This is a genomic window from Duganella sp. 3397 (assembly GCF_031456625.1).
Taxonomy (GTDB): domain Bacteria; phylum Pseudomonadota; class Gammaproteobacteria; order Burkholderiales; family Burkholderiaceae_D; genus Rugamonas; species Rugamonas phyllosphaerae.
This window is the reverse complement of record NZ_JAVDVB010000003.1, coordinates 614,087-639,077: the sequence shown is the minus strand read 5'-3', so window position 1 is coordinate 639,077 and position 24,991 is coordinate 614,087. Positions and strand designations below refer to the sequence as shown.

At 62.1% G+C, this 24,991-nt stretch carries 30 protein-coding genes and 1 pseudogene; 21 read left to right on the top strand and 10 right to left on the bottom strand.

Translation table 11 applies throughout. The annotated features are described in order from the left end of the window. Window positions 1-87: 87 nt before the first annotated feature. From J2X54_RS11615 to J2X54_RS11560, 12 genes are all read left to right on the top strand, one after another. A complete protein-coding gene (locus tag J2X54_RS11615; RefSeq protein WP_310180802.1) occupies window positions 88-1,410 on the top strand; it encodes a glucoamylase family protein in 1,323 nt (440 codons plus the stop codon). A 49-nt stretch (window positions 1,411-1,459) separates the two neighbouring features. Further along, on the top strand, window positions 1,460-2,236 hold the full coding sequence (locus tag J2X54_RS11610) for a uracil-DNA glycosylase (protein ID WP_310181164.1): 777 nt from the start codon (window positions 1,460-1,462) through the stop codon (window positions 2,234-2,236). 139 nt (window positions 2,237-2,375) lie between these two features. Continuing rightward, entirely contained in the window at window positions 2,376-2,858 is a 483-nt protein-coding gene (gene iscR, locus J2X54_RS11605; RefSeq protein ID WP_026637015.1) for a Fe-S cluster assembly transcriptional regulator IscR, read from the top strand. Between the two features lie 46 nt (window positions 2,859-2,904). Further along, on the top strand, window positions 2,905-4,161 hold the full coding sequence (locus tag J2X54_RS11600) for an IscS subfamily cysteine desulfurase (RefSeq protein WP_070249984.1): 1,257 nt from the start codon (window positions 2,905-2,907) through the stop codon (window positions 4,159-4,161). A 49-nt stretch (window positions 4,162-4,210) separates the two neighbouring features. Beyond that, on the top strand, window positions 4,211-4,603 hold the full coding sequence (iscU, locus tag J2X54_RS11595; protein ID WP_019920391.1) for a Fe-S cluster assembly scaffold IscU: 393 nt from the start codon (window positions 4,211-4,213) through the stop codon (window positions 4,601-4,603). A 47-nt stretch (window positions 4,604-4,650) separates the two neighbouring features. Beyond that, window positions 4,651-4,974, top strand: a complete 324-nt coding sequence (gene iscA / locus J2X54_RS11590; protein WP_310180796.1) for an iron-sulfur cluster assembly protein IscA — start codon at window positions 4,651-4,653, stop codon at window positions 4,972-4,974. Between the two features lie 6 nt (window positions 4,975-4,980). Next, the gene (gene hscB / locus J2X54_RS11585) at window positions 4,981-5,496 is read left to right on the top strand and encodes a Fe-S protein assembly co-chaperone HscB (protein WP_070249988.1); all 516 of its coding nucleotides are present in this window, start codon (window positions 4,981-4,983) and stop codon (window positions 5,494-5,496) included. A 76-nt stretch (window positions 5,497-5,572) separates the two neighbouring features. After that, complete coding sequence (hscA, locus tag J2X54_RS11580; protein WP_070249990.1) at window positions 5,573-7,453, top strand: Fe-S protein assembly chaperone HscA; 1,881 nt, start codon at window positions 5,573-5,575, stop codon at window positions 7,451-7,453. 138 nt (window positions 7,454-7,591) lie between these two features. Beyond that, complete coding sequence (fdx, locus tag J2X54_RS11575; RefSeq protein WP_070249992.1) at window positions 7,592-7,933, top strand: ISC system 2Fe-2S type ferredoxin; 342 nt, start codon at window positions 7,592-7,594, stop codon at window positions 7,931-7,933. A 1-nt stretch (window position 7,934) separates the two neighbouring features. After that, window positions 7,935-8,849 (top strand): SAM-dependent methyltransferase, encoded by a 915-nt coding sequence (locus J2X54_RS11570; RefSeq protein ID WP_141749602.1) that lies wholly within the window; start codon window positions 7,935-7,937, stop codon window positions 8,847-8,849. A 20-nt stretch (window positions 8,850-8,869) separates the two neighbouring features. Next, complete coding sequence (gene ltaE / locus J2X54_RS11565; RefSeq protein ID WP_310180793.1) at window positions 8,870-9,892, top strand: low-specificity L-threonine aldolase; 1,023 nt, start codon at window positions 8,870-8,872, stop codon at window positions 9,890-9,892. Further along, the gene (locus tag J2X54_RS11560; RefSeq protein ID WP_310180791.1) at window positions 9,889-10,638 is read left to right on the top strand and encodes an rRNA pseudouridine synthase; all 750 of its coding nucleotides are present in this window, start codon (window positions 9,889-9,891) and stop codon (window positions 10,636-10,638) included. Before ltaE ends, J2X54_RS11560 begins: the two co-directional genes overlap by 4 nt. A 25-nt stretch (window positions 10,639-10,663) precedes the next feature. Here J2X54_RS11560 and J2X54_RS25730 read toward each other — a convergent pair whose 3' ends face one another. From J2X54_RS25730 to J2X54_RS11530, 7 genes and pseudogenes are all read right to left on the bottom strand, one after another. Then, entirely contained in the window at window positions 10,664-11,029 is a 366-nt protein-coding gene (locus tag J2X54_RS25730; RefSeq protein ID WP_371851802.1) for an FxDxF family PEP-CTERM protein, read from the bottom strand. A 267-nt stretch (window positions 11,030-11,296) separates the two neighbouring features. Continuing rightward, window positions 11,297-11,521: pseudogene (locus J2X54_RS25725) on the bottom strand (HAF repeat-containing protein); the annotation flags it as partial. A gap of 322 nt (window positions 11,522-11,843) precedes the next feature. Beyond that, a complete protein-coding gene (locus J2X54_RS11550) occupies window positions 11,844-12,350 on the bottom strand; it encodes a DUF2721 domain-containing protein (protein ID WP_310180787.1) in 507 nt (168 codons plus the stop codon). 112 nt (window positions 12,351-12,462) lie between these two features. Then, window positions 12,463-12,993 carry an RDD family protein gene (locus J2X54_RS11545; protein ID WP_310180785.1) on the bottom strand — a complete coding sequence of 177 codons (531 nt, stop codon included), beginning with the start codon at window positions 12,991-12,993 and terminating at the stop codon, window positions 12,463-12,465. Then, a complete protein-coding gene (locus tag J2X54_RS11540) occupies window positions 12,980-13,729 on the bottom strand; it encodes a DUF3106 domain-containing protein (RefSeq protein ID WP_310180784.1) in 750 nt (249 codons plus the stop codon). The genes J2X54_RS11545 and J2X54_RS11540 overlap by 14 nt, the downstream gene beginning before the upstream one ends. Then, entirely contained in the window at window positions 13,729-14,145 is a 417-nt protein-coding gene (locus tag J2X54_RS11535; protein WP_310180783.1) for a DUF3619 family protein, read from the bottom strand. The genes J2X54_RS11540 and J2X54_RS11535 overlap by 1 nt, the downstream gene beginning before the upstream one ends. Continuing rightward, window positions 14,142-14,708 carry an RNA polymerase sigma factor gene (locus J2X54_RS11530; protein WP_070250008.1) on the bottom strand — a complete coding sequence of 189 codons (567 nt, stop codon included), beginning with the start codon at window positions 14,706-14,708 and terminating at the stop codon, window positions 14,142-14,144. The genes J2X54_RS11535 and J2X54_RS11530 overlap by 4 nt, the downstream gene beginning before the upstream one ends. A 464-nt stretch (window positions 14,709-15,172) precedes the next feature. Between J2X54_RS11530 and J2X54_RS11525 the strand changes: the two genes are divergently transcribed. From J2X54_RS11525 to pssA, 6 genes are all read left to right on the top strand, one after another. Continuing rightward, complete coding sequence (locus J2X54_RS11525) at window positions 15,173-16,927, top strand: acetolactate synthase 3 catalytic subunit (RefSeq protein ID WP_071651672.1); 1,755 nt, start codon at window positions 15,173-15,175, stop codon at window positions 16,925-16,927. Between the two features lies 1 nt (window position 16,928). After that, window positions 16,929-17,420 carry an acetolactate synthase small subunit gene (gene ilvN, locus J2X54_RS11520; RefSeq protein WP_070250010.1) on the top strand — a complete coding sequence of 164 codons (492 nt, stop codon included), beginning with the start codon at window positions 16,929-16,931 and terminating at the stop codon, window positions 17,418-17,420. A gap of 57 nt (window positions 17,421-17,477) precedes the next feature. Then, a complete protein-coding gene (gene ilvC, locus J2X54_RS11515) occupies window positions 17,478-18,494 on the top strand; it encodes a ketol-acid reductoisomerase (RefSeq protein ID WP_019920376.1) in 1,017 nt (338 codons plus the stop codon). Window positions 18,495-18,656: 162 nt separating this feature from the next. After that, window positions 18,657-19,418, top strand: coding sequence for an SIMPL domain-containing protein (locus J2X54_RS11510; RefSeq protein WP_310180775.1), 762 nt, complete (start codon window positions 18,657-18,659; stop codon window positions 19,416-19,418). Window positions 19,419-19,495: 77 nt separating this feature from the next. After that, on the top strand, window positions 19,496-20,248 hold the full coding sequence (locus tag J2X54_RS11505; RefSeq protein WP_310181163.1) for an SIMPL domain-containing protein: 753 nt from the start codon (window positions 19,496-19,498) through the stop codon (window positions 20,246-20,248). A gap of 103 nt (window positions 20,249-20,351) precedes the next feature. Continuing rightward, window positions 20,352-21,218 carry a CDP-diacylglycerol--serine O-phosphatidyltransferase gene (gene pssA, locus J2X54_RS11500; RefSeq protein WP_310180773.1) on the top strand — a complete coding sequence of 289 codons (867 nt, stop codon included), beginning with the start codon at window positions 20,352-20,354 and terminating at the stop codon, window positions 21,216-21,218. Between the two features lie 59 nt (window positions 21,219-21,277). Here the strand turns inward: pssA and J2X54_RS11495 are convergent, their stop codons facing one another. After that, on the bottom strand, window positions 21,278-21,841 hold the full coding sequence (locus J2X54_RS11495) for a hypothetical protein (RefSeq protein WP_310180771.1): 564 nt from the start codon (window positions 21,839-21,841) through the stop codon (window positions 21,278-21,280). 191 nt (window positions 21,842-22,032) lie between these two features. Between J2X54_RS11495 and J2X54_RS11490 the strand changes: the two genes are divergently transcribed. Genes J2X54_RS11490 through J2X54_RS11480 form a run of 3 tightly spaced genes read left to right on the top strand, consistent with a single transcriptional unit; the run spans window position 22,033 to window position 23,539 of the window. Beyond that, the gene (locus J2X54_RS11490; protein ID WP_310180768.1) at window positions 22,033-22,404 is read left to right on the top strand and encodes an NIPSNAP family protein; all 372 of its coding nucleotides are present in this window, start codon (window positions 22,033-22,035) and stop codon (window positions 22,402-22,404) included. Beyond that, a complete protein-coding gene (locus J2X54_RS11485; RefSeq protein WP_310180766.1) occupies window positions 22,401-22,844 on the top strand; it encodes an antibiotic biosynthesis monooxygenase in 444 nt (147 codons plus the stop codon). Before J2X54_RS11490 ends, J2X54_RS11485 begins: the two co-directional genes overlap by 4 nt. Then, entirely contained in the window at window positions 22,841-23,539 is a 699-nt protein-coding gene (locus J2X54_RS11480) for a winged helix-turn-helix domain-containing protein (RefSeq protein WP_310180763.1), read from the top strand. The genes J2X54_RS11485 and J2X54_RS11480 overlap by 4 nt, the downstream gene beginning before the upstream one ends. Before the next feature lie 153 nt (window positions 23,540-23,692). Here J2X54_RS11480 and J2X54_RS11475 read toward each other — a convergent pair whose 3' ends face one another. After that, window positions 23,693-24,505: a hypothetical protein gene (locus tag J2X54_RS11475; RefSeq protein WP_310180760.1), complete on the bottom strand. Its 813-nt coding sequence runs from the start codon at window positions 24,503-24,505 to the stop codon at window positions 23,693-23,695. Between the two features lie 126 nt (window positions 24,506-24,631). Next, the gene (locus J2X54_RS11470) at window positions 24,632-24,946 is read right to left on the bottom strand and encodes a hypothetical protein (RefSeq protein ID WP_070250027.1); all 315 of its coding nucleotides are present in this window, start codon (window positions 24,944-24,946) and stop codon (window positions 24,632-24,634) included. Window positions 24,947-24,991: the final 45 nt, after the last annotated feature.

The following is a 24,991-nucleotide window of genomic DNA, read 5'->3' as shown; positions in this document are numbered from 1 at the left end:
TAGAATACGATCCCATCCGTGCGATGGAAGACATACCATCAGGCCGCGCCGTGTAACGATGTTATTTTTAGACATTGTTGCCAGAAAATGAACAGGATCGCGCTACCCGCCAGCACTGCCGCCACGCGCAAGCTGCTGACCGAGCTGCAGAGGCAGTCGTTCGACTACTTCGTTACCGAAACCAACCCGGCCAACGGCCTGGTGCGCGATAAAACCGCCGGCGCCGGCTGGCCCGCCAGCATCGCGGCAGTCGGCATGGCGCTCACCTGTTACCCGATCGCGGTCGAACGCGGCTTCATGCCGCGCGTGGATGCCATCGCCCGCACCCTGGCCACCTTGCGTTTTTTTGCTGCCAGCGAGCAGAGCGAAGCGCCCACCGCCACCGGCTACAAGGGTTTCTACTATCACTTCCTCGACATGGAGACCGGCGCACGGGCGCGCGACTGCGAGCTATCGAGCATCGACACCGCGCTGCTGATCGCCGGTGTGCTGGCCACGGTCGAATATTTCGCTGGCGACGACCAGCAGGAGCGCGAGATCCGCGAGTTGGGCGACCTGCTGTACCGCCGCGTGGACTGGCAATGGATGCGCCGCCGCAAGCGCTTGCTGTGCCACGGCTGGAAACCGGGCAAAGGTTTCCTGCGCTGGCACTGGGAGGGTTACGACGAGGCGCTGATCCTGTACGTGCTGGCGCTCGGTTCGCCCACGTACCCTATCGAGCGCGACAGTTACGACGCCTGGGCTGCCAGCTACGAGTGGAAGACCATCTACGGCATCGAGTACCTGTACGCGGGGCCGCTGTTCATCCACCAGATGTCGCACGTGTGGCTCGATACGCGCGGCATCCGCGACCATGCCATGCGCGCCCACGACCTCGACTATTTCGAGAACAGCCGCCGCGCCACGCTGGTCCAGCAACGCTACGCGATCGAAAACCCGCTCGGCTTCCCCGAGTACGATGCGCTGCACTGGGGCATCTCGGCCTGCGACGGCCCCGGTCCCGGCACGCGCAAGATCGGTGGCGTGCAGCGCAAGTTTTACGACTACACCGCCCGCGCCGTGCCGTATGGCCCCGACGATGGCACCCTGGCGCCGTGGGCGGTGGCAGCTTCCTTGCCGTTTGCGCCCGAGATCGTGCTGCCCACCATCGCCCACTACCAGGCGATGGACCTGCACGAGGACCGGTCATGCGGTTTCAAACCATCGTTTTCCACCGTGTTCCACCAGGCGCGCGGCGGTTGCGTGCGCTGGGTGTCGCCGTACCACTTCGGTATCGACAAGGGCCCGGCCATCATCATGGCCGACAACTACCTGCACGATTTCGTTTGGCGCCTGATGCGCGGCAGCGCTTGCATCCGCGCCGGCTTGCTGCGCGCAGGCTTCGACGGCGGCTGGCTGGAGCAACAATAAAGGCGACAGGCACGCTACAATGGCGCCTTTGTCCGCTTGCCTTGCCGCCATGACCATTCCCGATCCGATACTTGCCGCGCTCGAAGGCGCCCACGCTTCCTGGCGTCCCCTGTTAATCGAGGGCCTGCAAGCGGTCATGCACGCCACGCCCGCTTACCTGCCGCAACTGGCAGTTGACGAGTATCTGCCCACCGAAGGCCGCTTGTTTGCCGCGTTTGCCCTGCCGCTGGACCAGGTGTGCTACGTGCTGATGGGCGAGGGCCCATATCCGCGCGCGGCCAGCGCCACCGGCGTCTGTTTCATGGATGGCGCCGTCGGCAGCCTGTGGTCGAGCGAGGCGGGCGGTGGCCTGTCGAAATCGGTGAACAAGGCCACGTCGCTGCGCAATTTCATGAAGATGCTGCTGGTGGCCGATGGGCAACTGCAACGCGATAACACCGCCGGCGACGCCATGGCGGCCGTATCGGCCCTTGCGCGCAGCGGCGCCGGCACCCATATCCAGACCCTGGACGATATGCAGCGCAAGCTCACCAGCCAGGGCTTTTTGTTGCTGAACGCGTCGCTGGTGTTCCGCAGCCACGTGGCGCCGGTCAAGGATGCCAAGGCCTGGCTGCCGTTTTTCGAGACCGTGATGGCCGGACTGGCCGCGCAATCGGTCACGACGCCCACCATGATTTTATGGGGCAAGATCGCCGAATTGCTGAAGAAATTGCCGGTTATGCAAGAGTTTCCACAGATCGTGGCCGAGCACCCGTACAACCTGAGTTTCATTGCCAACCAAGACATGCATGCGCTGTTCGCACCGATGCAGCTATTGAAGGCCTGATCGCTGGTGGAAAACCGGGGGCAGACCGGCAAGCTTCGATAAAGTTTGGTATACTTGACTAATTCGATCAACTACTCAGGCTTAAGTCAGTGCCGGGCAGGGAAGTGAAGGTCGATATTTTAACCGAACCGAGGTAGTGATGCGTCTGACCACTAAAGGCCGTTTTGCTGTGACTGCGATGATAGACCTGGCCCTGCGCCAAGGCAAAGGCCCGGTCACGCTCTCGGGCATCAGCCAGCGCCAGGCCATTTCGCTGTCGTACCTGGAGCAGTTGTTCGGCAAGTTGCGCCGCCACGAAATCGTCGAATCGATCCGTGGCCCGGGCGGTGGTTACAGCCTGGCCCGGCGCGCGGACAAAGTCACGGTGGCCGACATCATCATCGCCGTCGATGAGCCGCTCGACGCCACCCAGTGTGGCGGCAAGGAAAATTGCCACGGGGCGGACGCCGCCAGTGGCGTGCGTTGCATGACCCACGAGCTGTGGGCCACGCTCAACGAGAAAATGGTTGATTACCTCGATTCCGTGTCGCTGCAGGATCTGGTCGATCAACAGAAGCAAAAGCATGCCGACCAGAGCGTGGTAGTCATGCACCGCAATGAAAACCAGGCCGCATTGGGTTGAGCGATTGCTTGCCAGGCTAAAAACAAAAGATGAACGGAGTTACCAGATGAACGCCCCAGAAAAAAATCTCGCCGCCGTAAAGTTCCAGACCGCGCCGCATTTCCCTATTTATATGGACTATTCGGCCACCACGCCGATCGACCCGCGCGTGGCCGACGCCATGATTCCTTACCTGCGCGAGCAGTTCGGCAATCCTGCATCGCGCAGCCATATGTACGGCTGGACCGCTGAAAAAGCAGTGGAAGAGGCGCGCGCCCACGTGGCCGCCCTGGTCAATGCCGACCCGCGCGAAATCATCTGGACCTCCGGCGCCACCGAGTCGAACAACCTCGCCATCAAGGGCGCGGCGCAGTTCTACAAGACCAAGGGCAAGCACATCATCACGGTCAAGACTGAACACAAGGCTGTGCTCGACACCGTGCGCGAACTGGAACGCCAGGGCTTCGAAGCGACCTACCTGGAACCGCAGGACAACGGCCTGATCACCATCGAGCAGCTGACCGCCGCCATCCGTCCCGACACCATCCTGGTCTCGGTCATGCTGGTCAACAACGAGATCGGCGTGATCCAGCCGATCGACGAAATCGGTGCGCTGTGCCGCTCGAAAGGCATCATCTTCCACTGCGACGCTGCGCAAGCGACCGGTAAAGTCGTGATCGACCTGCAAAAGACCAAGGTCGACCTGATGACCTTTACCGCGCACAAAACCTACGGCCCGAAAGGCGTGGGTGCGCTGTACGTCTGCCGCAAGCCGCGCGTGCGCATCGAAGCGCAAATGCACGGTGGCGGCCACGAGCGCGGCCTGCGTTCGGGCACCTTGCCGACCCACCAGATCGTCGGCATGGGCGAAGCGTTCCGCCTGGCCAAAGTGGAAATGGACACCGAAATCGCCCGCATCAAGGCGCTGCGTGACCGCCTGGCCACTGGCCTGCAGGAAATCGAAGAAACCTATATCAATGGCGACATGGAACACCGCGTGCCGCACAACCTCAACGTCAGCTTCAACTACGTCGAGGGCGAGTCGCTGATCATGGCCGTGAAAGACCTGGCCGTGTCGTCGGGTTCGGCCTGTACTTCGGCCAGCCTCGAGCCATCGTACGTATTGCGCGCTCTGGGCCGCAGCGACGAACTGGCGCACAGCTCGATCCGCTTTACCATCGGCCGTTTCACGACCGAAGAAGACATCGACTTCGCCATCGAACTGATGAAGTCGAAAGTTGGCAAATTGCGTGAACTGTCGCCGCTGTGGGACATGTTCAAGGAAGGGATCGACATCAGCTCGATCCAGTGGGCCGCGCACTAAAATACCGCGCGCTACGTACGAATCACCTAAAAGATACAGGAGCAACAAAATGGCTTACTCGGAAAAAGTACTGGACCACTACGAAAACCCACGCAACGTCGGCGCTTTCGACAAGGGCGATGACAGCATCGGCACCGGCATGGTCGGCGCGCCGGCCTGCGGCGACGTGATGAAACTGCAAATCAAGGTTGGCGCCGATGGCCTGATCGAAGATGCCAAGTTCAAGACGTATGGCTGCGGTTCGGCTATCGCCTCGAGCTCGCTGGTAACCGAATGGGTCAAGGGCAAAACCCTGGACCAGGCACTGGCCATCAAGAACACGCAAATCGCCGAAGAACTGGCGCTGCCACCGGTCAAGATCCACTGCTCGATCCTGGCAGAAGACGCGATCAAAGCCGCTGTGCAAGATTATCAAGCCAAGCACCCAGCGGTTGCAGCTTAACGTCAAGTGAAATACGCGTCCCTTCGGGGACGTAACGGAGAAACACCATGGCAATTACCCTGACCGAAAAAGCAGCCAAGCACATCAATCGCTACATCGAACGCCGCGGCAAGGGCGTCGGTTTGCGTTTTGGCGTGCGGACCACCGGTTGCTCGGGCCTGGCGTACAAGCTCGAGTATGTCGATGAGCAGGCCGACGAGGACAGCGTGTTCGAGTCGCACGGCGTCAAAGTGTTCGTCGATCCGAAAAGCTTGCCGTACATCGACGGCACCGAACTGGACTTCGCCCGCGAAGGCCTGAACGAAGGCTTCAAGTTCCACAACCCGAACGAAAAAGACGCTTGCGGTTGCGGCGAGAGCTTCCGCATTTAATCGCTTATGCAAAATCATTACGAGCTGTTCCAGCTGCCACAGCGCTTTGCCGTCGATACCGGCGCGCTCGACAACGCCTATCGCGACGTGCAGAGCCGGGTTCATCCCGACAAATTCGTGGGCGCGACCGACGCTGAAAAGCGCGTCGCCATGCAGTGGGCCACGCGCGCCAACGAGGCGTATCAAACGCTGAAAAATCCGCAAAAGCGCGCCCAGTACCTGTGCGAACTGCACGGCGTCGATCTGCAAACCGAGTCGAATACCGCGATGCCGGTGGCGTTCCTGATGCAGCAGATGGAATGGCGCGAAGCGCTGGGCGACGCCCGCGCAGCGAAAGACAGCGATGCCCTCGACGCGCTCGACCGCGACCTGCGCGCCGCCCGCAAGGCGCAGCTGGCCGAGATCGAACAGCAGCTCGACGCCGCCGACTACGTTGGCGCCGCCCAGGGCGTGCGCGCGCTGATGTTCCTCGAAAAATTCGGCGAAGAAGTCCGCTTCGCCTTCGAAGCAATCGAAGCCTGACGCCTGCGGGGCTTGCGCAAGCTCCGCAGGTTGCTGTCACCGCTCAGGCAAACCAACAAGAATACAGGTTCCACCCATGGCACTTCTGCAAATCTCCGAACCAGGCATGTCCACCGCACCGCACCAGCATCGGCTGGCGGTCGGGATCGACCTTGGTACCACCAATTCGCTCGTTGCCACTGTGCGCAACAGCATTCCAGAAGTGCTGGCTGACGAGGAGGGCCGCACGCTGCTGCCGTCCGTGGTGCGCTACCTGCCCAACGGCCATGCCAATATCGGCTACAAGGCCCAGCAGGCGCAAGCGACCGACCCGAAGAACACCATCGTCTCGGTCAAGCGCTTCATGGGACGCGGCCTGGCCGATATCGCTTACGTGGAAAACATGCCGTACGATTTCCAGGACACGCCCGGCATGGTGCAACTGAAAACCGTCGCTGGCGTGAAAAGCCCGGTGGAGATTTCGGCGCAAATCCTGGCCACCCTGCGCCAGCGCGCGGAAGATTCGCTCGGCGACGACCTGGTGGGCGCGGTGATCACCGTGCCAGCATACTTCGACGACGCCCAGCGCCAGGCCACCAAAGATGCCGCGCAGCTGGCCGGTATCAACGTGCTGCGTTTGCTGTCGGAGCCGACTGCTGCAGCGATTGCCTACGGCCTCGATAACGGTTCCGAAGGCGTGTACGCGGTGTACGACCTCGGTGGCGGCACCTTCGACATCTCGATCCTGCGCCTGTCGAAAGGCGTGTTCGAAGTACTGGCCACCGGTGGCGATTCCGCCCTGGGCGGCGACGACTTCGACCACCGCCTGTTCTGCTACATCCACCAGCAGGAAAAGCTCGCGCCGCTGTCCGATGAAGACACTGCCACCCTGATGATCAAGGCGCGCGAGGCCAAGGAACTGCTGTCGAGCAAAGCCGAAGTGACGGTCGATGCGATCCTCAACTCGGGCGAGGAAGTACACCTGCGCATCACGGCCGAGACCTTCCACGAGATCACCAGGCACCTGGTCGTCAAGACCATGAACGCGATCAGGAAAGCGCTGCGCGACGCCAGCATCGATCCGGACGACGTCGACGGCGTGGTCATGGTCGGCGGCGCCACGCGCATGCCGCACGTGCAGCGCGCGGTGGGCGAGTACTTCCATACCACCCCGCACGCCAATATCGATCCCGATAAAGTCGTGGCGCTGGGCGCCGCCGTGCAGGCCAATCTGCTGGCCGGCAACCGCGCCGCCGGCGACGACTGGCTGCTGCTCGACGTGATCCCGCTGTCGCTCGGCATCGAGACCATGGGCGGGCTGGTGGAAAAAATCATTCCGCGCAATTCGACCATTCCGTGCGCGCGTGCGCAGGAATTCACGACCTTCAAGGACGGCCAGACTGCCCTGGCCGTGCACGTGTTGCAGGGCGAGCGCGAACTGGTGACCGACTGCCGTTCGCTGGCCCGCTTCGAGCTGCGCGGCATTCCGCCGATGGCCGCCGGCGCGGCGCGCATCCGCATCACGTACCAGGTCGATGCCGATGGCTTGCTGTCGGTGTCGGCGCGCGAATTGCGTTCGGGCGTGGAGGCGTCGATCAGCGTCAAGCCGGCTTATGGCCTCGGTGACGACGACGTCGCGCGGATGCTGCAAGAGTCGTATAAATCGGCCGACGTGGACATGATCGCCCGCGCACTGCGCGAAGAGCAGGTGGAAGCGGAACGCATCCTGCTGGCCACGCAGGCGGCGCTCGATGAAGACGCTGCGCTGCTGTCCGGTGAGGAACGCGCATCGGTTGACGCGCTGCTCGCTGCCACCCGCGACGTGCTGGCCAAATCGCAAAGCGGCGCAGCAGACCACGGCGCCGTGAAAGCGGCAGTGGAAGCGCTGGCCCATGGCACCGAAGAATTCGCGTCGCGCCGGATGGACCGCAGCGTGCGCAGCGCGCTGGCGGGCAAGGCGTTGGACCAGGTCGTGTAAGACGTAAAAAACCATTAGCCGAAAATCCGTCATTCCCGCGCACGCGGGAATCCATACTGAGCCGGCTAAGTCAAGTGTCCATGGATCCCCGCGTTCGCGAGGATGACGGCGGCGCCAAATTTAATGTAGAGGTATCAAGTGCCACAAATCGTATTCCTGCCCCACGCCAAACTGTGCCCGGACGGCGCCGTCGTTGAAGCCAAGCCGGGCCAGACCCTGTGCGACATCATGCTCGAGAACGACATCAACATCGAGCACGCGTGCGAAAAATCGTGCGCCTGCACCACCTGCCACGTGCTGGTGCGCGAGGGGATCGAGTCGCTGAACGAAGCGAGCGAAACCGAAGAAGACATGCTGGACAAGGCCTGGGGCCTGGAAGCCGTGTCGCGCCTGTCGTGCCAGGCCGTGGTGGCCGATGCAGACATGGTGATCGAGATCCCGAAATACACGATCAACCACGCCAGCGAAGGCAGCCACTGATATGGCGTCTGCCAAGGCCGGTGCAAAGAAGCCGGTAGCACCAAAGATTGGCGCAGGTAAAATCGGCACCACCGTCACCGGCGCCGACAACATGCCGGAAATCCGCGAAGGCCAGACCGTGGCGCTGCTGCAGGAACTGCACATCCTCACGCGCGACGGCAAGATGAACCAGGACAGCCGCCGCAAGCTGAAACAGGTCTACCACCTGTACCAGTTCATCGAGCCGCTGCTCAAAGACGTGCTGGCCGCCAAGGGCCATGTGTCGCTGGTCGATCACGGCGCCGGCAAGTCGTACCTGGGCTTCATCATCTACGACCTGTTCTTCAAGGCGCTCGAAGCCGGCTCGCACATCTACGGCATCGAGACGCGCGAAGAACTGGTCGCGCGCTCGCAGCAGCTGGCCGCGCAATTCGACTTCCCCGGCATGTCGTTCCTGCCGCTGTCGGTGGCCGAGTCCACCGAGTCGAACCTGCTGCCGCCGCAAATCGACATCGTCACCGCGCTGCACGCCTGTAACACCGCTACCGACGACGCCATCGATTTCGCGCTGCAAAAGCGGGCGCAACACCTGGTGCTGGTGCCGTGCTGCCAGGCCGAGGTGGCGTCGGTGCTGAAGAAGAACAAGGGCCAATCGATGGGCAAGTCGGCGCTGTCGGAAATCTGGCGCCACCCGATCCACACGCGCGAATTCGGCAGCCAGATCACCAACGTGCTGCGCTGCCTGCAACTGGAAGCGCATGGTTACCAGGTGACGGTGACGGAGCTGGTGGGCTGGGAGCACTCGATGAAAAACGAGCTGATTATCGCCACGTACAAGAACCTGCCGCGCCAGCGGCCTGCCGAGCGGTTGAAGGAAGTACTCGACACGGTAGGTTTGCAGGAAATGGACAAGCGGTTCTTTACAGAGCAGGTATAACTTCAAAGGGGCAGGGCACGATGGCTGAGCATCATGAAAACTGGCTGGACCTGCGCAGCGACACTGTCACCCGCCCCAGCGCGGCCATGCGCGCCGCCATGAACGCAGCGGAAGTCGGCGACGATGTCTACGGCGACGACCCCACCGTCAACCGCCTGCAGGAATATGCCGCCGACCTGTTCGGCTACGAGGATGCGCTGTTCGCGCCGTCCGGCACCCAGAGCAACCTGCTGGCGCTGCTGGTCCACTGCGGCCGCGGCGACGAATACCTGGTCGGCCAGGAAGCGCACACCTACAAGTACGAAGGCGGTGGTGCAGCCGTGTTGGGCAGCATTCAGCCGCAGCCGATCATCAACCAGCCCGACGGCAGCATCGCGCTCGACGACATCGCCGCCTACATCAAGCCCGACGATTTTCATTTCGCGCGCACGCGCCTGCTGGCGCTGGAAAACACCATCGGCGGCCGGGTGCTGAGCCTCGACACCACCGGCGCGGCCACCAAGCTGGCGCATGACAAGGGCCTGGCCACGCACCTCGACGGCGCGCGCCTGTGCAACGCCGCCGTCAAGCTGGGCGTGAGTCCGCGCGAGGCGCTGGCCGGTTTCGACAGCGCCTCGATCTGTTTGTCGAAAGGTCTCGGGGCACCGGTCGGCTCGATCCTGTGCGGCACCCGGCCCCTGATCAAGGAAGCCAAGCGCTGGCGCAAGATGCTCGGCGGCGGCATGCGCCAGGCCGGCATGATTGCCGCCGGCGGCCTGTACGCGCTCGAACACAATATCGGCCGCCTGGCAGACGACCATGCCAACGCTGCCTACTTTGCCGGCGAACTGGCCAAGATGAAGAACATCAAGGTCAGCACGCCGCAGACCAATATTTTTTACGTCGACATTCCCGCGTTCGTATGCCAGGGCTTGAACGACGTGCTGCAACTGACCCGCATTCGCGTGTCGATGGCGCCCCGGCTGCGCATCGTCACGCACATGGATGCCACGCGCGACGATATCGATCGCGCGATTACCGTATTTGGAGATTTTTTCGGATGAACACCCCTGACAAGGACAACGACAACACCGTGCGCCTGGCCAAGCGCCTGGCCGAGGAACGCCCGTGCTCGCGCCGCGAGGCCGAGGTTTATATCGAGGGCGGTTACGTCAGTGTCGATGGTGTGCTGGTGGAAGACGCCGGCGCACGCGTCACGGCCGAGCAGCAGATCACCGTGGCCGACGACGCCACCTTGCTGGAAATCGTGCCGGTCACGCTGCTGCTGCACAAGCCGGCCGGGGTGAATGGCGGCGTCGGCAAGGACGGCCAGCAGGCGCTGCACCTGCTGCAGCCGGCGTCACTCACGCGCACTGCGCCGGCGCAGCGCGTACTGAAACGTCACTTCGCCAACCTGACCTTGACTACGCCGCTGGAGACCAAGGCCAGTGGCCTCTTGATTTTCACCCAGGACTTCCGCGTGACGCGCAAGCTGGTCGATGATTCGAGCAAGATCGAAGAAGAAATTATCGTGGAAGTGGGCGGCCAGATCCGCGACAACGGCCTGGCGCTGCTGAACCACGGTTTGCCATTCAACGGCAAGCCGCTGCCACCGATCAAGGTCAGCTGGCAGAACGAGAACCGTCTGCGCTTCGCGGTGAAAGCCCCCAAGCCCGGCCAGATCGAGCACATGTGCAAGATGGTGGGCCTGGAGGTGGTGTCGATAAAGCGCATCCGCATCGGCCGGATCGCCATGTCGAGCTTGCCTGCAGGCGAGTGGCGCTACCTGCAGGATCACGAGCGCTTCTGATTACTTCTGATTACTTCTGGTTACATTACGCGGTGCTTTTGGCCGCGCGGCGACGACGCGCCATGAAGCCGAGCATGCCCAGGCCGCCAAGCATCATGGCGTAGGTAGTTGGCTCCGGCACTGCGGAGACGCCTTGCGCCGACAGGATCAGGGTACCGCACTCCAGCGCGCCAGTGGTACGGCAGCCGAACGCGGCAATCTGGTTGTTGTCGTTGATGCCGACGGCCGACTGCAGATACCAGCCCGAAGCCGGATCGATGAGGCTGTTCAGGTTGTACAGCGTGCCGCTGTCCCACAGGTGCGCCGAACCGCCGCCCAAGGCGTTGGTACCCACCACCAGCGATGAGCCGTTGATGTCGAGGCCGCTGAACTCGCCGATGTTGGTCAGCACACCCTTCGAATAGACAAAACTCTCGATGCTGCCGCTCGGGCCATAACGGCCATTGAGCAGGACATCACTGTTGTCGCTGATGCCGCTGGCGTAAATCTGGTAGCCATCGGGGCGGCTGTTGGCCAGTGGCGTGCCGGTGCCATTGGCGTAGATGACCGGGGTGGCCGACCACGAGTATTCGCCGGCGGTGCCAGCGATCTGGCCCTGGTTGTTGATGGCGGTGGCCGATCCCTCGAAAGGCGCAGCCTGTCCCTGGTTGAGGTCGGTCAAAGTACCATCCTGGTACAGGAAGGCGTGGCGCTGGTCGCCCGCCACACCGAAGGTGCCGGCCACTTGGCCCGCATTGTTGATTGACAGATCGCCCACGTCCACGCTGGCGGCGCCGATGTTGGTGAGGGTGCCATTGGACTGGATGAACGCCTGGCGCACACCGGTGTTCGAGGTTTGGTAGCCGACGACAGTGGCGGCATCATTGATGCCGGTCACCACCATGTTGCTGCCACCGAGGACGGACAGGCTGCTGCCGCTGTACAACACGGTTGCGCCGGCGACGCGGCCAACGACCTGGCCGGAGTTGTTGATGGCGGTCGGCGAAAAGTCACCAGCGTAGGTCACGCCGAACAGCGGCACGGCCATTGCAGGCATGGCGGAAGCGCCAACGATCAGTGCTGCCAGAAGTTTCATTTTTGTAAGTTTCATGTGGTGTCCAGGAAGGTTGGCAGGAAGATTGCACTGGTAGGTGCACCGCCTTGTAGTGGATACCACAAGGCTTGTACTTATTATAATTCAATAATTACAAGCATTTATGACAAACTTATTGCGGCGCCAAGGTTTTTCGCCCTTGCTGTGCCGATAGTACCGGCTTGGATGAGCCCTGAAATTCTTCCAGGTCGGCCAGTTCCAGCTCGATCGGCCGCCGTATCATCTGGTTCTCGATGATCATCAGGATCGCCGCCGGTATCACCAGGAACAGTCCCATCACGATCGCTGCGCCGCCCACGTATTTGAACCATTCCACTTGCACCATTGCGTCCAGGCCGCTGATGACCAGCGCCAGCAATAACAGGATCGCCGCGCCGATGCCGATATTGGTGGAGTACAGCATGTACACCACGCGTTTGCGGTAGATCTCGATCTCTTCTTGCAGCACCTGGCGGCGCTTGCCTTCGGAATCGCTGCGGAACGATTCCACCAGTTCCCGGTAACGCGCATACGACGCCGAATAACGCTGCTGCAGCAATTGCAGGAAAAGCCAGGCGGCAAACGCCAGTGCGGCCGATGGCCCGACCGCCTCCATCACATCTTTCAGTTGGAAGTCCACGAATTCACCTCATGCAGATCAAAGTTGACGATGCATGTATTACAAATCCAGGCGCAACCGGCGGATATAGGATGAATGCTTACAGACGTGTGGGAGTAGGCGGAACGACGCTTCAGCCCGGATGAACCGGCGTCTTGTGTTTTTTCGGCGGCGCCGGCAGTTGCACCAGCCGGGTGCCGGCCAGCCGGTCGTGCAGGAACTGGCGGTCCTTGTCCAGCAACGCGGTCAGCGACCACAGCAAAATTCCGGCCAGCACAGTACCGAGCGCCTGCCAGTGCTGCAAGCCGAATACGCCGCACACTATCACTGCCGGCAATACCCACAACCAGCACAGCAGGTAGCGCAGCATGGCCACGCGCGGCGCGACGCGCTCGTGGCCCGGGTGGATCAGCCTGAGGCGCCAGGTGCGCATGGCCAGGGTCTGGCCTTCACGCGTCCACTGGTGCACAAAGTAGATGCCGAGTACGACGAATGCCAGTACCTGGCGCAGGTGTTCAACCAAGGGCGCATGACTGGCGCCGGTCAGCATTTCGAAGATCAGGAAAGGCAGGAACAAGACGGCGAATGCCAGCAGGAATTCGTACACCATCGATACCAGGCGGCGTTTGACGGTAGGCAAGGTCGTAGCGTTATTTGGCAGCATCGGGGATGGCTGGCGCGACGGGCGCCGGCGGAGCTGGAGGCTGGGGAGCGGTTGCCGGCGCAACCACGGGCGGCGTGGCGGCCGGCGTTGGTGCAATCACCGGCGCGACGTTCGACGCATCGGGCCACGGCTGGCCGGTGGCCGGATCGAGCCATGGCACGGGCGCCGGCACTGGCGTGGCCGGCGGCGCCAGGTGCGGCTTGATCGGCGTAGGCAACTGCTGCTTGCTTTGCGACGGCGTGGCCAGGTTGGCCAGCTGTTTCTTGTTGGCAGCCCTGGCTGCCAGTTGCTGCTTCTGCTCGTCGGACAGTTGCTGGTAGTTTTCCCACTGCGTGGATTTTTTCGACGGATCGACCTTTTGCGCACGGGCAAAGTTCTCGCGCACCTGGCGCCGCTCTTCCGGCGTCATGCGCACCCATTCGCGCATGCGTTCCTGCACCCGCAACTGCTCGTCGGGCTTCATTGCGGTGTAGCGCTTGGCAATCGCCAGCCATTTCTGCTTGCGGATCGGTTCGACCTGGTCCCACTCGGCAGCGAGCGGCTCGAGCGCAATCTTCTGCGCTGGCGTGAGGTCTTTCCACAGGGTTTTTTCAGGTGCGGCTGGCGTGCCGGGCAGGGCGCCAGCGAGCGCCGAGGGCGCATTCGCGCTCGGACCGATCCATGCCGCACTACCTGCTGCCACCGCTAACACCGCCAGTGCGGCGATGCCCATGCCGGCCGAACCGCTGACCGCCATTATCGCTCGCTCTGTGCCAGGTAGGCGTTGAAGCCGTGGTCGAGGTAGGCCGTGGGCGGCAACTCGTCGGACAGCACGGCGGCGTCCATCTCGGCCAGGTCGGCAATGCGTTGCTGCTCTTCGAAGTGATAGATGCCGGTCAGGCCGCCGACCAGCAGCAGCAGCGGCAGCGCCACGCCCATGCGGCCGAGCCAGCCGAACCCTTGCGACAGCACGCCGCCGCCATCGTTATTGCTGGCGGTGGCAAAGCGGGACTGGCGCACGGTGAGCGGTGCTGCCACGTGGGCCTTTTTGCGCGCCATGGCCAGCTTGCGCGCCTGCGCCAGCCGGTCGGTGGTGGCAGCGGGCAAGTCGTCGAGCCGCTCGTTGAGCGCGTGGCGTACCTTGTACGCGAAGTTCAGATCGTCGGTGTTCATAATTTAATTCCCAAGGCTTTGAGCGAGGCGGCCAGTGCGTGAGTTGCGCGTGAGCAATGCGTCTTCACGCTCCCTTCGGAACATCCCATTGCTTCGGCTGTTTCAGCCACATCCATGTCCTGCCAATAACGCATGAGGAACGCTTCTCGTTGACGCGCCGGAAGCTTTTGTACCTCGTTATCGATCAATTCCAGCATTTGCTGGCGCTCGACCTTGTCGGCGGACGATTCGGCAGCCTCGGAACCTTCCTCGGCGAAAGATTCCAGTATATCAAAATCGTCCTCGCCATCTTTCGACGAACCCATGCCGGAAAACAGCGTGACCCAGGTATTGCGGACCTTTTCGCGGCGGAAGTAGTCGAGGATGGTGGTTTGCAGGATGCGCTGGAACAGCATGGGCAGTTCGGCGGCCGGCTTGTCGCCGTATTTTTCGGCGAGCTTGATCATCGCGTCCTGCACGATGTCCAGGGCCGATTCGTCCTTGCGCACCGCGTAGACCGCTTGCTTGAAGGCGCGCCGTTCGACGTTCTCGAGGAAGTCGGAGAGTTCTTTGTCTGTGGCCATGCTGGAGGTTGTGGAAAACTGACCGCATCCTAGCAAAAATCCCACGTATTTGCATGGTTTTACGTCGATCCACCCATTTTTTGCACCGGTAACTAGCCTTTTTCTACTTTGTTCTTGCTCAAAATGGTGCATCAGGTGTACCGTATGGGACGCTTTGAACACCCCGAAGCTGTATGGTCATCTCGCAGCAGGCACACAACGCCGCCATCGACATGACGCGCTTTCATATGTAGGCAGTTTGTTCTGACCCGCGCCACAAGCGCGAGAGGTAGGCACAACCGCTACAGAAATTCCGGCGAAACGACTATATGCGTTTTAGCGCCACTTTGCCCGTCACTACGGTTGGCGGAAGAGGTGGTCGTGACCGCATGACAAAGGGACATCGGGCAAGCTGTAGGGGGTGGCGTATTTCGCGAGGGAAGAACATCCGATCAATCTCCAATGGACCTTGAAAGGAATGTTTCATGAATAACGAAGCATCTTCGCAATCTGGTAACCAGTCCTCTGGTAACCAACTCACTGGCGCCGAAATACTGGTGCGCTGCCTCGCGGAAGAGGGCGTCGAGCACGTCTTCGGCTATCCCGGCGGCGCCGTCCTGTATATCTACGACGCCATCTTCAAGCAAGACAAATTCCAACACGTTCTGGTACGCCATGAGCAGGCCGCAGTCCATGCCGCCGACGCCTATTCGCGCAGTTCGAACAAGGTTGGTGTCGCGCTGGTCACGTCCGGTCCGGGTGTCACCAATGCTGTCACAGGTCTTTCCACCGCTTACATGGATTCCATTCCCATGGTCGTGATCTCGGGCCAGGTGCCCAGCCACGCCATCGGCCAGGATGCGTTCCAGGAATGCGACACGGTCGGTATCACCCGTCCCGTGGTCAAGCACAATTTCCTCGTCAAGGACGTCAAGGATTTGGCGGAAACCGTCAAGAAAGCCTTCTTCATCGCCCGCACCGGCCGTCCCGGCCCCGTGCTGGTCGACATCCCGAAGGATATCTCGATGCACAAGACGACGTACTCGTACCCGAAAGAGGTCGAGATGCGTTCGTACAAGCCGGTGGACAAGGGCCACGCCGGCCAGATCCGCAAGGCAGTGCAGTTGCTGCTGCAAGCCGAACGCCCGATGATCTACACCGGCGGCGGCGTGATCCTGGCTAGCGCTTCCGACGAGCTCAACAAGCTGGTCGACAAGCTCGGCTTCCCGGTCACCAACACGCTGATGGGCCTGGGCGCGTACCGCGCCTCGAGCGAGAATTTCCTCGGCATGCCCGGCATGCACGGCACCTACGAAGCGAACATGGCGATGCAGCATTGCGACGTCCTGATCGCCATCGGCGCCCGTTTCGACGACCGCGTGATCGGCAACCCGAAACACTTTGCCTCCAGCCCGCGCAAGATCATCCACGTCGACATCGACCCGTCGTCGATTTCCAAGCGGGTGAAAGTCGATATTCCCATCGTCGGCAACGTCAAGGATGTGCTGATCGAATTCCTGGCCCAGCTCGACGCCAGCGAAGCCAAGCCCAACGCGCCTGCGCTCAAGGACTGGTGGAAGCAGATCGCCGAATGGCGCGGCAAGGACTGCCTGAAATTCGCCGGTTCAGATTTGGTCATCAAGCCGCAATCGGTCGTGCAAAAAGTATGGGAAATCACCAAGGGCGACGCCTTCATCACGTCCGACGTGGGCCAGCACCAGATGTGGGCGGCGCAGTACTACCCGTTCGACAAGCCCAAGCGCTGGATCAACTCGGGTGGCCTGGGCACCATGGGCGTGGGCCTGCCGTACGCCATGGGCGTGCAGATGGCCAACCCGGATGCGACGGTTGCCTGCATTACCGGCGAAGGCTCGATCCAGATGTGCATCCAGGAGCTCGCCACCTGCAAGCAATACCACCTGACGCCGAAGATCATCATGCTCAACAACCGCTTTTTGGGCATGGTCCGGCAGTGGCAGCAGATCGACTACGGTTCGCGCTACTCCGAATCGTACATGGATTCGCTGCCCAACTTCGAGAAGCTGGCCGAGGCCTACGGCCACGTCGGCATGCGCATCGAAAAACCGGGCGATGTCGATGGCGCGCTGCGCGATGCGTTCGGCATGAAAGACAAGCTGGTGTTCATGAACTTCATCACCGACCAGTCAGAAAACGTGTGGCCGATGGTCAAGGCAGGCAAGGGCCTCTCTGAAATGCTGCTCGGTTCGGAGGACTTATAAGATGCGACACATTATCTCTGTCTTGCTGGAAAACGAAGCCGGTGCGCTGTCGCGCGTGGTCGGCCTGTTCTCGGCCCGGGGCTACAACATCGAAACGCTGACCGTGGCGCCGACCGAAGACGCGACCTTGTCGCGCATGACCATCGTCACCAGCGGCTCGGATGACATCATCGAACAGATCACCAAGCACCTGAATCGCCTGATCGAGGTGGTAAAGGTGGTGGACCTGACCGAAGGCCAGCACATCGAACGCGAGCTCATGCTCATCAAGGTGCGCGCCGTGGGCAAGGAACGTGAAGAAATGAAGCGCACGGCGGACATCTTCCGTGGCCGCATCATCGACGTCACCGAAAAGTCCTACACGATCGAACTGACCGGCGCCAAGACCAAGCTCGACGCGTTCATCGATTCGATCGACCGCGCCTCGATTCTCGAGACGGTACGTACCGGCGGTTCCGGCATCGGACGCGGCGAACGCATCCTCAAAGTTTAATCCCGGTACCGCATACAGCAAGTACCTGTTTACCATACAAAATACCAAGGAATTATCATGAAAGTTTTCTACGACAAAGACGCCGACCTCTCCCTGATCAAGGGTAAAAACGTTGCCATCATCGGCTACGGTTCGCAAGGTCATGCACACGCGCAAAATCTGTCCGAGTCGGGCGTCAACGTCACCGTTGGCCTGCGCAAGGGTGGCGCTTCGTGGAACAAGGTTGAGCAAGCCGGCCTGAAAGTGGCGGAAGTCAATGACGCCGTCAAGGCTGCCGACGTCATCATGATTTTGCTGCCGGACGAGAACATCGCCCAGGTCTACAACGAAAACATCGCCCCGCACGCCAAGCAAGGCGCGGTACTGGCCTTCGCCCACGGCTTCAACGTCCACTACGGCCAGGTCGTGCCGCGCGCCGACCTCGACGTGATCATGGTCGCGCCGAAAGCACCAGGCCACACCGTGCGCGCTACCTACACCCAGGGCGGCGGCGTGCCACACCTGATCGCCGTGTACCAGGACAAGTCCGGCACCGCCCGTGACATCGCCCTGTCGTACGCATCGGCCAACGGCGGCGGCCGTGCCGGCATCATCGAAACCAACTTCCGCGAAGAAACCGAAACCGACCTGTTCGGCGAACAGGCCGTGCTGTGCGGTGGCGCTGTCGAGCTGATCAAGGCCGGTTTCGAAACGCTGACCGAAGCCGGTTACGCGCCGGAAATGGCGTACTTCGAGTGCCTGCACGAACTGAAACTGATCGTCGATCTGATCTACGAAGGCGGCATCGCCAACATGAACTACTCGATCTCGAACAACGCCGAATACGGCGAGTACGTGACCGGTCCCAAGGTCGTCACCTCGGCCACCAAGGACGCGATGCGCCAGTGCCTGAAAGACATCCAGACCGGCGAATACGCCAAGTCCTTCATCCTGGAAAACAAGGCCGGTGCGCCAACCCTGATCTCGCGTCGCCGCCTGAACTCGGAACACCAGATCGAAGAAGTCGGCGCCAAGCTGCGCGCCATGATGCCCTGGATCGCCAAGAACAAGATGGTTGACCAGTCGAAGAACTAAGCGTTTTTCTGCATACGAGAAGCCGGCGCAAGCCGGCTTTTTTTTCGCGTGGTTAGGTGCGCTCTGTTACAAACACTCACCATGTCTTACAGTTGCGTCATGTAAATTCGGTTAAAGTTTGCCCAGTATTTAATTTTTGCTTAACTTTAACCGGAGTTCGCCATGACCGTCATCAAACACCTCGCCGCAGCCGCTGCTGTCACTCTCGCACTGACCGGCGCCGCCCAGGCTGCCGACGCGCTGCCGACCACCGGCGCGCTGGTGGTCGTGCCGGCCTTCGGTGAAGTCAAGCACACTAATGACCAGGCCGTTGCTACGTTTGCCATCGAAGAGCAAGACAAGGACAAGGCCGCTGCCGCGTCGCGCGTGAACCAGAAGATGAAGCAGGGCGTCGACATTCTAAAAAAAGCCGACCCGCAAGCGAGCCTGAAAACCCAGGGCTATTACACCTACCCGGTGTACCCGGAAGACCGTCCGCTCGCAAATGGTCAGGTCGCCAAGCCACGCGTGCCGACCTCGTGGCGCGTGGGCCAGTACGTGGAAGTGACCACCACCAATCTGGAAGCGCTGCCGAAGACCGCCGCCGCCGCCCAGAAGGTGCTGAGTTTGAATAATCTCAATTTCGGCCTGGCGCCGGAAACCACGAAGAAGCTCGACGAGCAGCGCATTGCCGCCACCTATAAAAACCTGAACGAGCGCATCAATTCGATCGCGACTGCCATGGGCCGCAAGGTAGGCGATGCCGTGCTGGAAACGGTCGATTTCGAAGGTTCGGGCAACTATGCGCAGGAAGGCGCCCGCGCTGCCGCACCGATGATGATGCGCGCCAAGGCGGCCGACAGCATGGAAGTGGCCGAGCCGAGCTTCGAGCCGGGCGAGACCACGCTGGAAATGCGCCTGGTGGGCAAGGTGCGCTTTAAATAAGGTGATGAGGTGATGTTTTAGGGCAAACATCATGGTAGAGTCCCGGTTGCTTTTATATCAACCAGGAAACTGCCATGATGTCCAAACTCGCTGTTACCGCCATTCTCCTCGCCGCAACTGCCGCTGCCCGCGCAGCCGCCCCGGCACCGCTGCCGAGCAGCGGCATGCTGATCGTCCTGCCGGCAACCGGCACGGTGCGCCAGGCTAACGACCAGGCATCGATCACGATGACCGCCGAGGAAACCAACAAGGACAAGGCGCTCGCGCAGTCGCGCGTGAACCAGAAGATGAAGCAGGGACTGGCACTGCTCAAGCAGGCCGACCCGCAAGCGAGCTTCAAGACCGAATCGTATTCCACCTATCCCGTCTATCCCGAGCAGACCACGCCGGCGAGTACCCAGTCGCGCGTGCCCAGCGGCTGGCGCGTCACACAAAGCCTGCGCGTGACCACCACCAACCTGGCCGGTTTGCCCAAGACCGTCGCTGCCGGGCAGGGCTTGCTGGGGTTGTCCAGCTTGTACTTCAGCCTCTCGCCAGCCACCGCCCAGAAACTCGACGACGAGCGCATCGCCGCTACCTATGCCAACCTCAACCAGCGCGTGCGCGCCGTGGCCGCCGCCATGGGGCGTGATCCTGCCGATGCGGTCGTGGAAGTGATGGATTTTGAGGGTTCGGGCAACTACACCGACCGCGCCGCGCCGCCCGCGCCACCGGCCCCCATGATGCGGGCATCGTCGTTGTCGGCGGCGTCAGCGGTGGAAGAGCCGAGCTTCGAGCCTGGCGAGACCACGCTGAATATGCGCGCGGTGGGCAAGGTGCGCTTCAAATAGGCTATCGCGTGCACAATGGGCGCTGCGGATGCGGCTCCCTGTTTTAGGTTCGGCTCCACTATAATGATGAAGCAACAAAAAACATTAACCGTACTGGAACCCTATGCCGAACTTCCCGCGTCGCCGCGCCAAGAACGCCGCTGCCAAAGCCAAACTGCCCAAGACGTCGCGTTTCAGCCGTTTTGCGCGCAGGGCCAGGGGGGAAGACCTCGACCGTCCCCGCCCGCGTGGCATCTACCTGCTGCCCAACGCCTTTACGACCGCAGCGCTGTTCTGCGGCTTCTACGCCATCGTCATGGCGATGAACCAGAGATTCGAATATTCGGCCTGGGCGATTTTCATCGCCATGGTGCTTGACGGCCTCGACGGCCGGGTGGCAAGGCTCACCAATACCCAGAGCGAATTCGGCGCCCAGTACGACAGCCTGGCCGACATGGTCTCGTTCGGCGCCGCGCCGGCATTGGTGATTTACGAATGGTCGCTGCGCGGCCTGGGCAAGCTGGGCTGGATCGCTGCGTTCGTGTATTGCGCTGGCGCTGCGCTGCGCCTGGCCCGCTTCAACACCAATATCGCCGTGGTCGACAAGCGCTTCTTCCAGGGCTTGCCATCGCCGTCGGCCGCCGCGCTGGTGGCCGGTTTCGTGCTGCTGATGGTGGACCAGGACGTCTCCGGCCTGGACCTGGCCTGGGTGTCGTGGGGCATTGCCGTGTTTGCCGGCCTGACCATGGTCACCAACGTGCCGTTCTACAGCTTCAAGGACGTTAATTTCCGCAAGTCGGTACCGTTCATCACGGTCTTCCTGATCGCGCTGTTCTTCGCCCTGATTTCGATCGACCCGCCCAAGGTGATGTTCCCGCTGTTTATCGGGTACGGCCTGTCGGGCTACGCGGTGCTGGTGTGGCGCCTGGCCAAGGGCAAGCCGGTCAGCGTGATCCAGACCGAGATCGAGGACGACGATCATCTTCGTTAAGCCTGGTTGAAAGCAGGGCCGCAATTGCGGCCCTTTTTTTTGCTCTACTGCGACGCTGCTCAGCGACCTTGCGTGGACTGTTGTTGATTACGTTCGCCGCTGTTGGTGCTGCTGTTGCTGCCGCTGGTGCCGTTTTTCGAGCCGCGGTTTTTCTGTTTCGATTGCGGGTCGGTGTTGCTGCCGCTGTTACCGCTGGCGCTGCTGCCGCTGCCACTTCCCATCGAGCCGGAGTGGCTGCCTGCGCTGCCGGTGCCGCTGCTGCCACTGGTAGTGCCGGTACCCATGCTACCCGTACCGCTGCTTCGGGTACCGGTGCTCCCGCTGCCCGATTGTCCGCCGGTACCGCTTTGACCGCTGCCGCTGGTGCCGGTTTGGCCACTGGTGCCACTCGTGCCACTCGTGCCACTGCTGCCGGTGCGCCCACTGTTGCTCGTGCCGCTGGCGCCGGATTGACCGCTACCCGTGCCGCTGGCCCCGGTGCTGCCGCTGGTGCCGGTCTGGCTGCTGCTGCCTGAACCGGTACCACTGCCGGAACCTGTACCGGTAGTCGTACCGCTGGTCTGTGCCACGGCGCTGGCGCTCATCAGTGCTGCGACGATCCATGCTGTCAATTTGGTATTCATATCATCTCCTTGATTGGGGTGGGTGAGCAGTCATTTTTCCACTTGGTTTGGTAATCTGAGTAGGACAGCCACCCATGGCTGGGTCGGACTAAATCGAGACAATAGGCGTGGGCCGACACTTCGTTCCAGGCCGAAGCATTCGATCTCGCTGCCAGCTATCTTGTCGACACATTCAACGACCTGAGGCCAGCATGACCATTACCTGCTTTATCCACTACCAGATCGACCCGTTTCAGCGCGATACCTTCCGGCTGTATGCCGAAAATTGGGGCCGCATCATCCCGCGCCTCGGTGGCCACCTGCTCGGCTACTTCCTGCCGCACGAGGGTACCAACGACGAGGCGTGGGGGCTGGTGGCGTTCGATTCGCTGGCCGCTTACGAAGCGTATCGCGCCCGCCTGCGCGCCGACGACGAGGCGCGCGCCAATTTCGACCTGGCCCGCAGCCAGCGCTTCATCCTGCGCGAGCAGCGCACCTTTGTCGAGGCGGTCGAAGGCGCGTTCTGCCTGCCGTCGCTGCCTTACAATGGCGCCACCAGAATCACGCCGGAGGGCGCGCCATGATTGCCGTATTATTTGAAGTCGTGCCAAGCGCAGCGGGCCGCGCCGGGTACCTGGCGCGCGCGGCGCAACTGGCGCCACTGCTGGCGCAGATCGATGGCTTCATCTCGGTCGAGCGTTTCACCAGCATCACCGAACCGGACAAGCTGCTGTCGTTGTCGTTCTGGCGTGACGAAGCGGCGGTACGCGCCTGGCGCGAGCTCGAGGCGCATCGCGCCGCTCAGTCGGCCGGCCGCGCCGGCGTGTTCGAACATTACCGCCTGCGCGTGGCCGAAGTGGTGCGCGACTACGGCCTGATGGAGCGCGAACAGGCGCCGCCGTATCACCCGCCGTTGGCGCCGAAAATGCCGGACAGCTCGGCGACGCTCACCGCCTCGGCAAGGCCAGCGAGCTCGGTCATGCCAGCCGCACCGGCCACGCCATCCGCGCCGGACCCCGCATGAGCACCGCCGCGCAACCGCGCTTTGGCCGCGTGGCCGCCGCCATTGGCGACCCCACGCGCGCACTGATGCTCGCGCGCCTGCTCGACGGTCGCTACTACACCGCCACCGACCTTGCCACCCACGCGGGCGTGGCAGCGCCTACCGCCTCGCAGCACCTGAAACTGCTGGTGGATGAAGGCCTGGCCCGCGTGCGCGCGCAGGGCCGCCATCGCTACTACATGCTGGCCGACGCCAATGTCACGCACGCGCTGGAAGCATTGCTGCGCGTGGCAGACGGCGCGCTGCCCGAAAGCACGCGCTGGCAGGCGCCGGCGATGACCGGACTGCGCCACGCGCGCACCTGCTACGGCCACCTGGCCGGCGTGCTGGGCGTGGACCTGTGCCGGTGTTTCATCGCCAGGGGCTGGGTAGAGCAGGGCGATCATGATTACCCGCTGACGCCGGAAGGCCGGCGCGGCCTGCTGGCGCTGGGCGTGGTGCTGCCTGCCGAAGGCGCGCCGGTACGGCGGCAGTTATATGGATGCGTGGACTGGTCGGAGCGGCGCGACCACTTCGCCGGTCCGCTGGCGGTGACGCTGCTCGATTATTTCATCGAGCGCGGATGGCTGCGGCGCAGCGGCGACAGCCGCGCGCTGGAGGTGCCGGCCAGCGGCAAGCTGGCATTGGCCGAGTTGTTCGGCCATGACAGGCAGTGATCCCCTTGGGGGGATCGCAAATAAGTCTGGCTGATGAAAGATGTGGCAGGAGGGAGTGAAGCGGGTGGCCAGCGGAAGCCCGCTGGCGGCAGTGCTGCAATGCGGCACGCGAGGACAGTGCCACGCGTTGCCGCAGCAATCAAACAGAGAAGATCAGAAGCGCACTTTGAGGTAAGCGGCAGGACCGTTCAGGCGCACGTTGACAGCGGTGTCGTCGCGGTCGCGGCGCAGGCTGATCTTGGAGGCAGTGTATTCCGCCACCACGCCGACCATCGGCGTGACATACCATTCCATGCCGACCGAGCCGCCATAGATGTGGCCGTTGACGTTGCCGCCGTTTTTCTTGATGCCATTGGCATTGGCATAGAAGCGTGCTTCAGGCGAGAACTGGTGGCGATAGCCGAGTTCCAGCAGCGGCGCCCAGGCGCTTTCGCTTTCGTCGTAGCGGGCGTTGCCGGAAATGCCATTGATCGAACCGTTGGCCGTGCCTTCGATGCCGGCGCGGTAGTAGGCGCCGCCGATGCCGATGCCGAACACGTCAGCGCCCTGGCCCAGCCACCATTTGTAGGCAACGCTGGCCAGGTCCAGGCGCAGCTTGGCGTTCAGCTGGCCGTTGCCGGTCAATGGCTGGCCGTTGAAGTTGGTGCTGCCGGACAGGCCAGGGTTGTAGTCCTTGTCGTAACGGTAGTAGTCGAAGTCGAAGCCGTGCGAGTCGCCGATCAGTACCGACGCTTTCACGCGCGGCAGTGTGGTCTTGTCGCCCTTGTAGGTGCCCGTGTCGATGCGGCCGTATTCGGTGTCACCCTCGACCTTGATGCGCGGCTCGGTGTAGAACGCACCCACCGACAGGCTGGCGCGGTCGAGTGCCGGCGACGGCTCGGCAAACGCCAGCGCGGAGACGGTTGACAGGGCCAGCAGGGAAGCGGTGTAGATGGCGGTACGAGCGGAAGGGGTGCGGAAAGACATGACTACTCCATGAAAAGTTGCGTAACGGTATGGGGCGGATCATATCAATCACACAGCTTATTTCACGTCGGCGCACTCCCACGCTTTACGTCGGACTGCTCCTACTCACCTCGCTACCCACTCGGCTTATCGTAGCCAGCGCGATTCGCGCTCCGGCTCCGGCCCGCTGACCATGGCCTGCAGCACGCCTTTGCGGTCGAACTCCACGTGCATCAGGGAATCCCACACGCCGGCCTCCTTGTAACGATAAACCCACACATCGCCATCGACGCTGGCGTAACGCACCTGGTCGGACGGCGCGCCAAGCTGGCGCAGGACGGTTTCTTTGGTGGCCTGTTGCAAACGCAAGGCGGCAAATTGTTCGGCGGTGGGCATCGGTTGCGGCGCAGCGCAAGCGGCCAGCAGCAGTGGAAGTGAGACCAGCAGCAACAGTTTTTTCATCGCAAGCTCCCGGTGGCGGTGGATTATTCAACAATTGTAGTCCGC

Coding starts and splice junctions, on each gene's coding strand:
- J2X54_RS11615 (WP_310180802.1), top strand. CDS start 88: ATGAACAGGATCGCGCTACCCGCCAGCACTGCCGCCACGCGCAAGCTG.
- J2X54_RS11610 (WP_310181164.1), top strand. CDS start 1,460: ATGACCATTCCCGATCCGATACTTGCCGCGCTCGAAGGCGCCCACGCT.
- iscR (WP_026637015.1), top strand. CDS start 2,376: ATGCGTCTGACCACTAAAGGCCGTTTTGCTGTGACTGCGATGATAGAC.
- J2X54_RS11600 (WP_070249984.1), top strand. CDS start 2,905: ATGAACGCCCCAGAAAAAAATCTCGCCGCCGTAAAGTTCCAGACCGCG.
- iscU (WP_019920391.1), top strand. CDS start 4,211: ATGGCTTACTCGGAAAAAGTACTGGACCACTACGAAAACCCACGCAAC.
- iscA (WP_310180796.1), top strand. CDS start 4,651: ATGGCAATTACCCTGACCGAAAAAGCAGCCAAGCACATCAATCGCTAC.
- hscB (WP_070249988.1), top strand. CDS start 4,981: ATGCAAAATCATTACGAGCTGTTCCAGCTGCCACAGCGCTTTGCCGTC.
- hscA (WP_070249990.1), top strand. CDS start 5,573: ATGGCACTTCTGCAAATCTCCGAACCAGGCATGTCCACCGCACCGCAC.
- J2X54_RS11570 (WP_141749602.1), top strand. CDS start 7,935: ATGGCGTCTGCCAAGGCCGGTGCAAAGAAGCCGGTAGCACCAAAGATT.
- ltaE (WP_310180793.1), top strand. CDS start 8,870: ATGGCTGAGCATCATGAAAACTGGCTGGACCTGCGCAGCGACACTGTC.
- J2X54_RS11560 (WP_310180791.1), top strand. CDS start 9,889: ATGAACACCCCTGACAAGGACAACGACAACACCGTGCGCCTGGCCAAG.
- J2X54_RS11545 (WP_310180785.1), bottom strand. CDS start 12,993: ATGCTGCCAAATAACGCTACGACCTTGCCTACCGTCAAACGCCGCCTG.
- J2X54_RS11540 (WP_310180784.1), bottom strand. CDS start 13,729: ATGGCGGTCAGCGGTTCGGCCGGCATGGGCATCGCCGCACTGGCGGTG.
- J2X54_RS11535 (WP_310180783.1), bottom strand. CDS start 14,145: ATGAACACCGACGATCTGAACTTCGCGTACAAGGTACGCCACGCGCTC.
- J2X54_RS11530 (WP_070250008.1), bottom strand. CDS start 14,708: ATGGCCACAGACAAAGAACTCTCCGACTTCCTCGAGAACGTCGAACGG.
- J2X54_RS11525 (WP_071651672.1), top strand. CDS start 15,173: ATGAATAACGAAGCATCTTCGCAATCTGGTAACCAGTCCTCTGGTAAC.
- ilvN (WP_070250010.1), top strand. CDS start 16,929: ATGCGACACATTATCTCTGTCTTGCTGGAAAACGAAGCCGGTGCGCTG.
- ilvC (WP_019920376.1), top strand. CDS start 17,478: ATGAAAGTTTTCTACGACAAAGACGCCGACCTCTCCCTGATCAAGGGT.
- J2X54_RS11510 (WP_310180775.1), top strand. CDS start 18,657: ATGACCGTCATCAAACACCTCGCCGCAGCCGCTGCTGTCACTCTCGCA.
- J2X54_RS11505 (WP_310181163.1), top strand. CDS start 19,496: ATGTCCAAACTCGCTGTTACCGCCATTCTCCTCGCCGCAACTGCCGCT.
- pssA (WP_310180773.1), top strand. CDS start 20,352: ATGCCGAACTTCCCGCGTCGCCGCGCCAAGAACGCCGCTGCCAAAGCC.
- J2X54_RS11495 (WP_310180771.1), bottom strand. CDS start 21,841: ATGAATACCAAATTGACAGCATGGATCGTCGCAGCACTGATGAGCGCC.
- J2X54_RS11490 (WP_310180768.1), top strand. CDS start 22,033: ATGACCATTACCTGCTTTATCCACTACCAGATCGACCCGTTTCAGCGC.
- J2X54_RS11485 (WP_310180766.1), top strand. CDS start 22,401: ATGATTGCCGTATTATTTGAAGTCGTGCCAAGCGCAGCGGGCCGCGCC.
- J2X54_RS11480 (WP_310180763.1), top strand. CDS start 22,841: ATGAGCACCGCCGCGCAACCGCGCTTTGGCCGCGTGGCCGCCGCCATT.
- J2X54_RS11475 (WP_310180760.1), bottom strand. CDS start 24,505: ATGTCTTTCCGCACCCCTTCCGCTCGTACCGCCATCTACACCGCTTCC.
- J2X54_RS11470 (WP_070250027.1), bottom strand. CDS start 24,946: ATGAAAAAACTGTTGCTGCTGGTCTCACTTCCACTGCTGCTGGCCGCT.